Annotated in this window: 7 protein-coding genes and 1 pseudogene; 3 read left to right on the forward strand and 5 right to left on the reverse strand. The window is 61.1% G+C overall.

What is annotated here, in order from left to right; genetic code table 11:
* On the forward strand, nucleotides 1–197 hold a 197-nt coding region (locus Y708_RS30035), incomplete at its 5' end, for a hypothetical protein (protein WP_035776816.1).
* Between the two features lie 197 nt (nucleotides 198–394).
* On the opposite strand, the gene Y708_RS0118515 is transcribed toward Y708_RS30035, so the two are convergent.
* The gene (locus Y708_RS0118515; protein ID WP_028281081.1) at nucleotides 395–1,528 is read right to left on the reverse strand and encodes a hypothetical protein; all 1,134 of its coding nucleotides are present in this window, start codon (nucleotides 1,526–1,528) and stop codon (nucleotides 395–397) included.
* 185 nt (nucleotides 1,529–1,713) lie between these two features.
* Between Y708_RS0118515 and Y708_RS0118520 the strand changes: the two genes are divergently transcribed.
* Entirely contained in the window at nucleotides 1,714–2,517 is an 804-nt protein-coding gene (locus Y708_RS0118520) for an SGNH/GDSL hydrolase family protein (RefSeq protein ID WP_051479176.1), read from the forward strand.
* A 142-nt stretch (nucleotides 2,518–2,659) separates the two neighbouring features.
* On the opposite strand, the gene Y708_RS0118530 is transcribed toward Y708_RS0118520, so the two are convergent.
* The 4 genes from Y708_RS0118530 to Y708_RS30520 all read right to left on the reverse strand — a co-directional run bounded on the left by Y708_RS0118530 (nucleotide 2,660) and on the right by Y708_RS30520 (nucleotide 6,658).
* Nucleotides 2,660–4,336: an alpha-amylase family protein gene (locus tag Y708_RS0118530; RefSeq protein WP_028281083.1), complete on the reverse strand. Its 1,677-nt coding sequence runs from the start codon at nucleotides 4,334–4,336 to the stop codon at nucleotides 2,660–2,662.
* 25 nt (nucleotides 4,337–4,361) lie between these two features.
* The gene (locus Y708_RS0118535) at nucleotides 4,362–5,318 is read right to left on the reverse strand and encodes a TIGR03885 family FMN-dependent LLM class oxidoreductase (protein ID WP_028281084.1); all 957 of its coding nucleotides are present in this window, start codon (nucleotides 5,316–5,318) and stop codon (nucleotides 4,362–4,364) included.
* A 9-nt stretch (nucleotides 5,319–5,327) separates the two neighbouring features.
* Nucleotides 5,328–5,588, reverse strand: a complete 261-nt coding sequence (locus Y708_RS0118540; protein WP_028281085.1) for a hypothetical protein — start codon at nucleotides 5,586–5,588, stop codon at nucleotides 5,328–5,330.
* Nucleotides 5,589–5,704: 116 nt separating this feature from the next.
* On the reverse strand, nucleotides 5,705–6,658 hold the full coding sequence (locus tag Y708_RS30520; protein WP_216699838.1) for a TIGR04086 family membrane protein: 954 nt from the start codon (nucleotides 6,656–6,658) through the stop codon (nucleotides 5,705–5,707).
* Between the two features lie 105 nt (nucleotides 6,659–6,763).
* Here Y708_RS30520 and Y708_RS30040 point away from each other — a divergent pair.
* Nucleotides 6,764–7,000 (forward strand): annotated as a pseudogene (locus tag Y708_RS30040) (DUF456 domain-containing protein); the annotation flags it as partial.

Raw genomic sequence — 7,000 nt, forward strand, 5'->3', positions numbered from 1 at the left:
TCGCTGTGGTTGGCGCCTTCAACGGTGCTGTCGACGTTTGCATCGACGTTGGCGTCAACGTCAGCTGCTACATCAGCGTCTACACCAAGACCGAGGTCCGAGGTGAGGCTGCCGTTGTTGGTGTTCTCACCCTCGGCGTTTCCGTCGGCGTTTCCGTCAACACCCACATTGACGTTGATTTGGCCGAGGCCCAGTAGGCCCTGGTCGTTGTGTGAATCTGTGGCTGTGCTGCACCGGCACCGAGTAGGAGAATCCCACCGGCGAACAGGGTGCTGCACAGCCCTTTGCGAACAAAGGAGTTCATGACAGTTTTCCTTAATTATGATGTTTGCCGACTACCGAGAGGCGTCGGAGGCCGTTTTGCCGCGGAATCAGCCACGCGGCATCGGCAACATCAGTCAGGGGAAAAGCCGTGGTCCAATGCCAGGGAACGGGGGATACTTTCAGCCTCGTTGAATAACGAGCTCAGGCCGTTGAGCCAATCGGAAGAGAAACCTTGAGGAATGTCACCTGGAGCTCCGGAACCTGAATCCCCCGAAGTCCTCAATGAGGACCCTGAGCCGGCCGAGCCTGACCCAGCGACCGCGGAGGCAGCTGGCTCGGGAGACTGGTTACCGGGAACCGACCAGACGCTCGATTCCGCATCGGGGGCGGTCTCAACTGTCTGAAGAAACTCCTGCGGAAGGGGAGCGGGATCGGATGGCGCTGGCGCTGCGGGATCAGAGATCACTGGCTGGGGGCCGGACAGCGGCTCGGCATCAAGGATTGCCGGTGCGGCCTCAACCGGTGCGGCCTCAACCGGTGCGGCCTCAACCAGGGCAGACTCAACTGGTGCGGCCTCAATCGGCGCTTTCTCCATGGGAACACTCGCCACGGGCTGCGGAGCAACGGGGGCTGGACTTGCCGCGGCAGCCGGCTCCGGAACAGCGGGAACTGACGCTGGAACCGGTGACGCAAAATCCGGCGTGGGCACGGGTACCACTACACCCGTTATTGGCTCAGTGACTCCCCCAACTACCGGAAGTTCAGTCACAACATCGACAACCGGTTCGGTCACCGAGCCAACAACGGGCACATCCTCAACAACGCCAATAACTGGTGCAGCCACATCATCTACAAGACCGGTCACAGGGCGGACTGCGTCGGTCACTAGGTCTGTGACGGGTTCTGCAACTGCAGTCACGGGGCGGACTGCGTCGGTCACCAGGTCCGTGACGGGAGATACTAGCGAATCTTCGCTTGGGGAGACCAGCGCGGTGACCGGTGAAAGGAGCGAATCAGCACTGCCCGACGACGACGCAGCGGTCTCGCTCACCTGCTCGGTAAGCGCGGAAACCGGTTCGGTGACTGAAGAAAGCAGACCATCGTCCTCAGACTCACTTGAAGCGTCATCTGAACCGGTGAGCGAACCAAGGAGACCGGACGCCTGCGCGGAGGCTGCACTAAAAATCGTCCAGGCAAGGACCAGTAAAAGGGAGGCAAGCAGAACCTTGGAGGCAGTGTGCAGGACAGAGATCGTGCGCTGCATTGCCTCACGTCCCAGTTGCGGTCGGGCCGGATCTCCCCGCACAAATAGAAATGTGGCAGGGAACGTCTACAAGGCTATTCGTTGAAGCAACGAATGTGGATGGGTGGGATGGGAAATTCATCTGAAGTTTCTCTGGGGAGCCATTCTCGGCTGTTTTCGTTCCCTATGGTGTAGCTGTGTCGGGACTGTTTGCAGCAATTGGTGACTCTTTCACAGAAGGAGTGGGCGACTGGGACCGGCATCTCCCCAACGGGGTGCGCGGCTGGGCGGATAGGGTGGCAAAACAGCTGGGAAAACAGGATCCAACGTGGGAGTACGCAAACCTGGCGATCCGCAGCAAACGGCTCCATCAGGTCATTGATGAACAGCTGGAGCCGGCGCTGAAGCTGCGCCCGACCATCGTGAGCGTTTATGCCGGCGGCAACGACATCCTCGAACTCCGCAAGGACATGGGAGCGCTGATGTCCTCCTATGAGCAGATGGTTGGCCGGATTGCTGCCGCGGGTGCCCGCCCATTGCTGTTCACCGGCTTCGATGTACAGCTTCACCCCGTCCTGGAACCGATGCGGCGCCGAAACTGGATGTACAACGAGCGCGTCCGGCGCATCGCCCGCACCTATGATGCCCTCCTCGTGGACTACTGGTGCTTCGACGAATATCACAACCCCGGCATGTGGGACACCGACCGGCTCCACATGTCTGCGGCCGGCCACAAGAACATGGCAGCCCACGTGCTGAGGGTCCTTGGCGTTGACCACTCTTTGAAGCTCAAGCTGCCCCAGCCCCGACCGCACACCACTCCGCGTGACTGGGCACGTCAGGAAGCAATCTGGCTGCGCGAATGGGTCATTCCCATGTTCGGGCGAAGGATCAGGCGCGTAACCCTTGGGGATCAGCTCACCCCCCGCTGGCCCCAGCCCGTCCACCCGGCCGACGGATTGAAAAAACTGGCGCTGCAACGCTTCGAGGCCGCGGACAGTAAGAGCTAAAGAACGACGACGACGCGGGCTCGCCTAGACTGGACCCATCATGCGTTTAATCAATAAGTACCGCACGCCCATTGTCTGGCTCCTGATCATCGCGCTTGTGGTGAGCATCGGCGCAGGATTTCTCGGCACCATTTTCTAGCGGTCACCACAGGCGGCCGGTTCCCGGTTCCTGAACCCGGATCCACCGGTATCCGTAGGGTTCCAACTCGATGTCGAGGGGTTCACCACGTGCGATGCTGCTCCGCTTGTCCCTGAGCAGGTCGGTGACCAGACCGCCTGACTCGGGTACGTCGTCGTCGTTGGTTTCCACTTTCACCGTTGCCGGTTCCGAGCCGAAGTTGTGGGCAAGGAAGATTGAATTCCCTTCCCAGACACACCGGTGAGCAAGAACCGCGTTGTTGGGTTGTTTAATGAGGCTGAACTCGCCCCACCCCAACTCGGGGCACTCGCGGTAGCGACGGATAAGTGTCCCCATGAAACTCAGCAGCGAGTCAGGGTCGCGCCTGGCAGAGGTGACATTCACGTTGTCCGGCCCAAACTCGCCGGACACCAGCGGCGCGATCAGCTTCCGCGGCTTGGCGGAGGAGAATCCGGCACTCTCCCCGTCCGTCCACTGCATGGGTGTCCGTACCGCCATCCGCCCATCAATGTCGAGATTCTCGCCCATGCCGATCTCTTCACCGTAGAACAGGACGGGGGTGCCCGGGAGCGAGAAGAGCAGGGAGTAGACCATCCTGATGCGCTGCGGATCGCCGTCGAGCATGGGCGGCAGCCGCCGCTTCAAACCGCGGCCAAAGACCTGCATCCGTTCCTCAGGCCCAAAGGCATCGAAAACCTCCTGGCGCTCCGCCTTTGAAAGTTTGTCCAACGTGAGCTCATCATGGTTCCGCACAAACGTTGCCCACTGACTGTCCGGGTCCATTGCCGGGCGGGAGGAAAGAGTCTTCGCCAGCGGCCGCGCGTCACCGCGGGCCAGGGAGAGGTACATCTGCTGCATTGCGATGAAGTCGAACTGCATTGTCAGCTCGTCCGCCTCGGGACCAAAAAACTTCAGCTGCTCCTTATACGGCAGGTTCACCTCGCCCAGCAGCACCGAATTTCCCAGACGCCGCCCAAGGAACCTGCGAAGCGCCTGCAGGTAATCGTGGGGATCTCCTACCACGCCCTCCTCAACGCCCATGGTCTCCAGAAAAAACGGCACAGCGTCCACCCGGAAGCCGTCAAGGCCAAGTTCCATCCAGAAGCCGATCGCCTTGGCGATCTCATCCCGGACAAGAGGATTGGAGACGTTGAGGTCGGGCTGATGCGAGTAGAACCGGTGCAGATACCACTCTCCGGTAGTTTTGTCCTTGGTCCAGATGGAATTCTCCTTGTCGGGGAAAACCACCTCTTTTGACGTATCGGGCGGCTCTTCCGAACGCCAGACATAGAAGTCGCGGTACGGGTTGTCCTTCGAAGACTGCGCCTGCTTGAACCATGGATGCTGGTCCGAGGTGTGGTTGACCACCAGGTCCGCGATCACCCGCAGGCCACGATCCTTGGCCGTGCGGACAAACTCCACAAAATCCCCCAGCGTTCCGAGTCGTTCATCCACGCCGTACAGGTCCATGACGTCATATCCGTCGTCGCGGTTGGGCGATGGATAGAACGGCATGAGCCAGACACAGGTGATGCCCAGTTCCGCCAGGTAATCGACCCGCTGCGCGGCGCCCGCAAAGTCTCCGACGCCGTCGCCGTTGGAGTCGCAGAAGGTCTCGATGTCCAAACAGTAGATGACGGCGTTCTTCCACCAGAGATCGGAAGTATCGGTGGTGCGCATGTTTGTCCTTATCTATACGTGCAGCTCAGCGGAACTGGGGAAGGACGTGCTCGGCGAAGGTTTCGATGAATGGCCGGTGATCGACACCCACATAGTGCAGGTAGATTTCGTCAAACCCCAGATCGGAATACTCCTGGATCCATTGCGCGTGCTGCGAAGGATCAGCCGAGATGAGGACCGTGCGCCTGATGGACTCCTCAGCGATGTCATTGCTCGCGTCGTCGAAATCCTGCGGCCGTCCCAAGTCCCAGGGGACCGGGGGAGCGAAAGTGTTGGTGCGCCACTGATCCATGGCAATGTCGACGGCGTCGGTCTCCGTTGGGGCCCAGGACAAGTGAACCTGGAGGATCGTTTTCCCGCTGCCGCCGTTGTCGCGATAGGCGGCGAGCATGTGCCTCAGCTTGTCGTGGGGTTGGTTGACAGTGACCAGCCCGTCTGCCCAGACCGCGCCCCGACTGGCGGTATCGACGCTGACCGCCGGTGCAATCAGCGGAGGCTTGACGTGGGGCACGTCCCATAGCCGCGCCTCATGGACGGTGACGGAACCGTGGTGGGTGACCGTTTCGCCGTCGTGCATTCTGCGTATGATCTCCGCGCACTCCTCCAGCCTCTGCTGGCGTTCCGGTTTTGTTGGCCAGGCGTCCCCGGTGATGTGTTCGTTGAGGTTCTCGCCGCTCCCGAGTGCTGCCCAGAAGCGTCCGGGAAACATCGAAGCCAGGGTGCCGGTGGCCTGCGCCAGGATCGCGGGGTGGTAGCGCTGGCCGGGCGCCGTGACCACTCCGAAACGCAACTCGGTAGTGGCAAGTGCGGCACCCAGCCATGCCCATGCGAAACCCGAATGACCCTGCCTCGCAGACCAGGGCTCAAAGTGGTCCGAGCACATGGCAGCCTGGAATCCGGCTTTCTCTGCAAGCTGCACATCGGCGAGCAGTTGCGCTGGGCCGAGCTGTTCGTGGGAGGCGTGAAACCCGATAACGGTCATTTTGGACTCCTAGTACGTGCTCAGAATGTATTCCGTCACCGCCGGTCCACGCATGGCCAGCCCCACATAGCAGCGGTTGTGTCCCACAGAAACGGTTGCGTAACCGCGCACATGCAGCGCGGCGCTGAGCTTCGCCTGGGACAAAGGCTCAGCGGAATGGCCTTCGCACCACGTGAGGTAGACACCCGTCAATTCCTGCGCCGTGACGGTGGATCCGTCATCGGTACGCACGGAACAATCGACAAGAAATTCATCAACATGTGTTGGCATTCCAGCTCCTCTAATTCCGGTTTGCCCGCCCCCAACTGAAGCCGTTGGCTCCGCAGAAACCCATCGTAAAATGCAGACGGGAAAGCGGCAAGGATTGTGTCAGTGGGCAACCAGATTTAGCGATACGCGGCGTCGTTAAAGTCGGCGCGGTCAATCCGGCGGTGGTAGCGCATACCCGCCATCCCACCCAGCACGGCACCGGCCAGCGCCGCTGCCGCAGCGATCACGACGGCGATGATCCCAACCGTTGTCAGGTTGCCTTCATTGACGGGCAGCCGGGGGAAACTGTTGAGGCTGGCCAGTACGTCGAACTGCGGGCCGAAGATGAGCCCGAGGATTGCTGCGATAACAGCCACCACCAGCGCCCACAGCCAGACGGCCAGGCCCTGCTTTGCGCCGTTGAAGCGTGCCATTCTGCCAGCCACGTAACCACCGGCAAAGTAGGCTAGAAGAAGGATCACCAGCAGGATGATGGCCCCGGTGATGCCCACGGTCTGTGGATCCTGGGTGGCCTGATCCGTTGCGTCGTTCAGGTTGGTGTTGGTGGACAACCCAACAACGGTCCCGGCGGCTGCCACCAGGGCCGTGAGAAGGACAGCCATGCCGGTTGCCGTCAGCCAGCCGAAGAAGGCCGAGCCAAACTTCATACCGCCAAAAGCTTCCTTTTCCCGCTGATGGAGGGCCGCACGCTCGGCGGCGCCGGGGATGGGATCACGGTCATCATCGTCCCGCGCTGTCAGGTGTTCGTCGGGGTGCTTTGTGTGACTGACGGGAACGGCGGCTGTGTGCTGACGCGTGCGGGTGTCATCTCCATCCGTGCGTGCCGCGTTGCCGTCGGTGACCACAGTGGCATCTGACCTGCGCGGCTGCTCGCCGCGGGTCCCGGCTGTGTCCGTGCGGGTTGCCTGTGCGTCGACAGGACGCGTGGCCGGTGAAGGGTCCTGCCTTGGGTTCCGCTCCGTGGCGGTTGCATCAGCGTCCGGTGCGGCATTGGCATCGACATGCTTTGCCCGGCCTTCATTCGGGTCGTTGGAGTCCGGGTTATGGTTCCCTGTGCTTGGCGTACTCATTTGGTGCCTCCTGATGTCGGGGCCGTAAGGCTTTGTAAGTCACCTTAGTGTCGAGCTAACCGCCCGACAAGGCGGAGAGGGCTTCGGTGATGAGAGACTGACGGCATGGACCTTCAGGTTTTGACTACCGTTGTGTGCGGTCTTCTCATCGCAGTGGGGATAGCGGGCGTGGTTGTTCCAATACTTCCAGGAAGCATTTTGATCATCGGTTCGATGCTGGGGTGGGCGCTGGTGGTTTCCAGCTTTCCAGGCTGGGTTGCTTTTGGCACGGGCTCCGCCCTTGCCCTGGCTGGGCTGCTGGCGGGAACCATTCTGACGGGCCGGAAGCTCCGTGAAAGACGC

It is taken from the genome of Arthrobacter sp. H5, assembly GCF_000520595.1.
Lineage (GTDB): Bacteria > Actinomycetota > Actinomycetes > Actinomycetales > Micrococcaceae > Arthrobacter_D.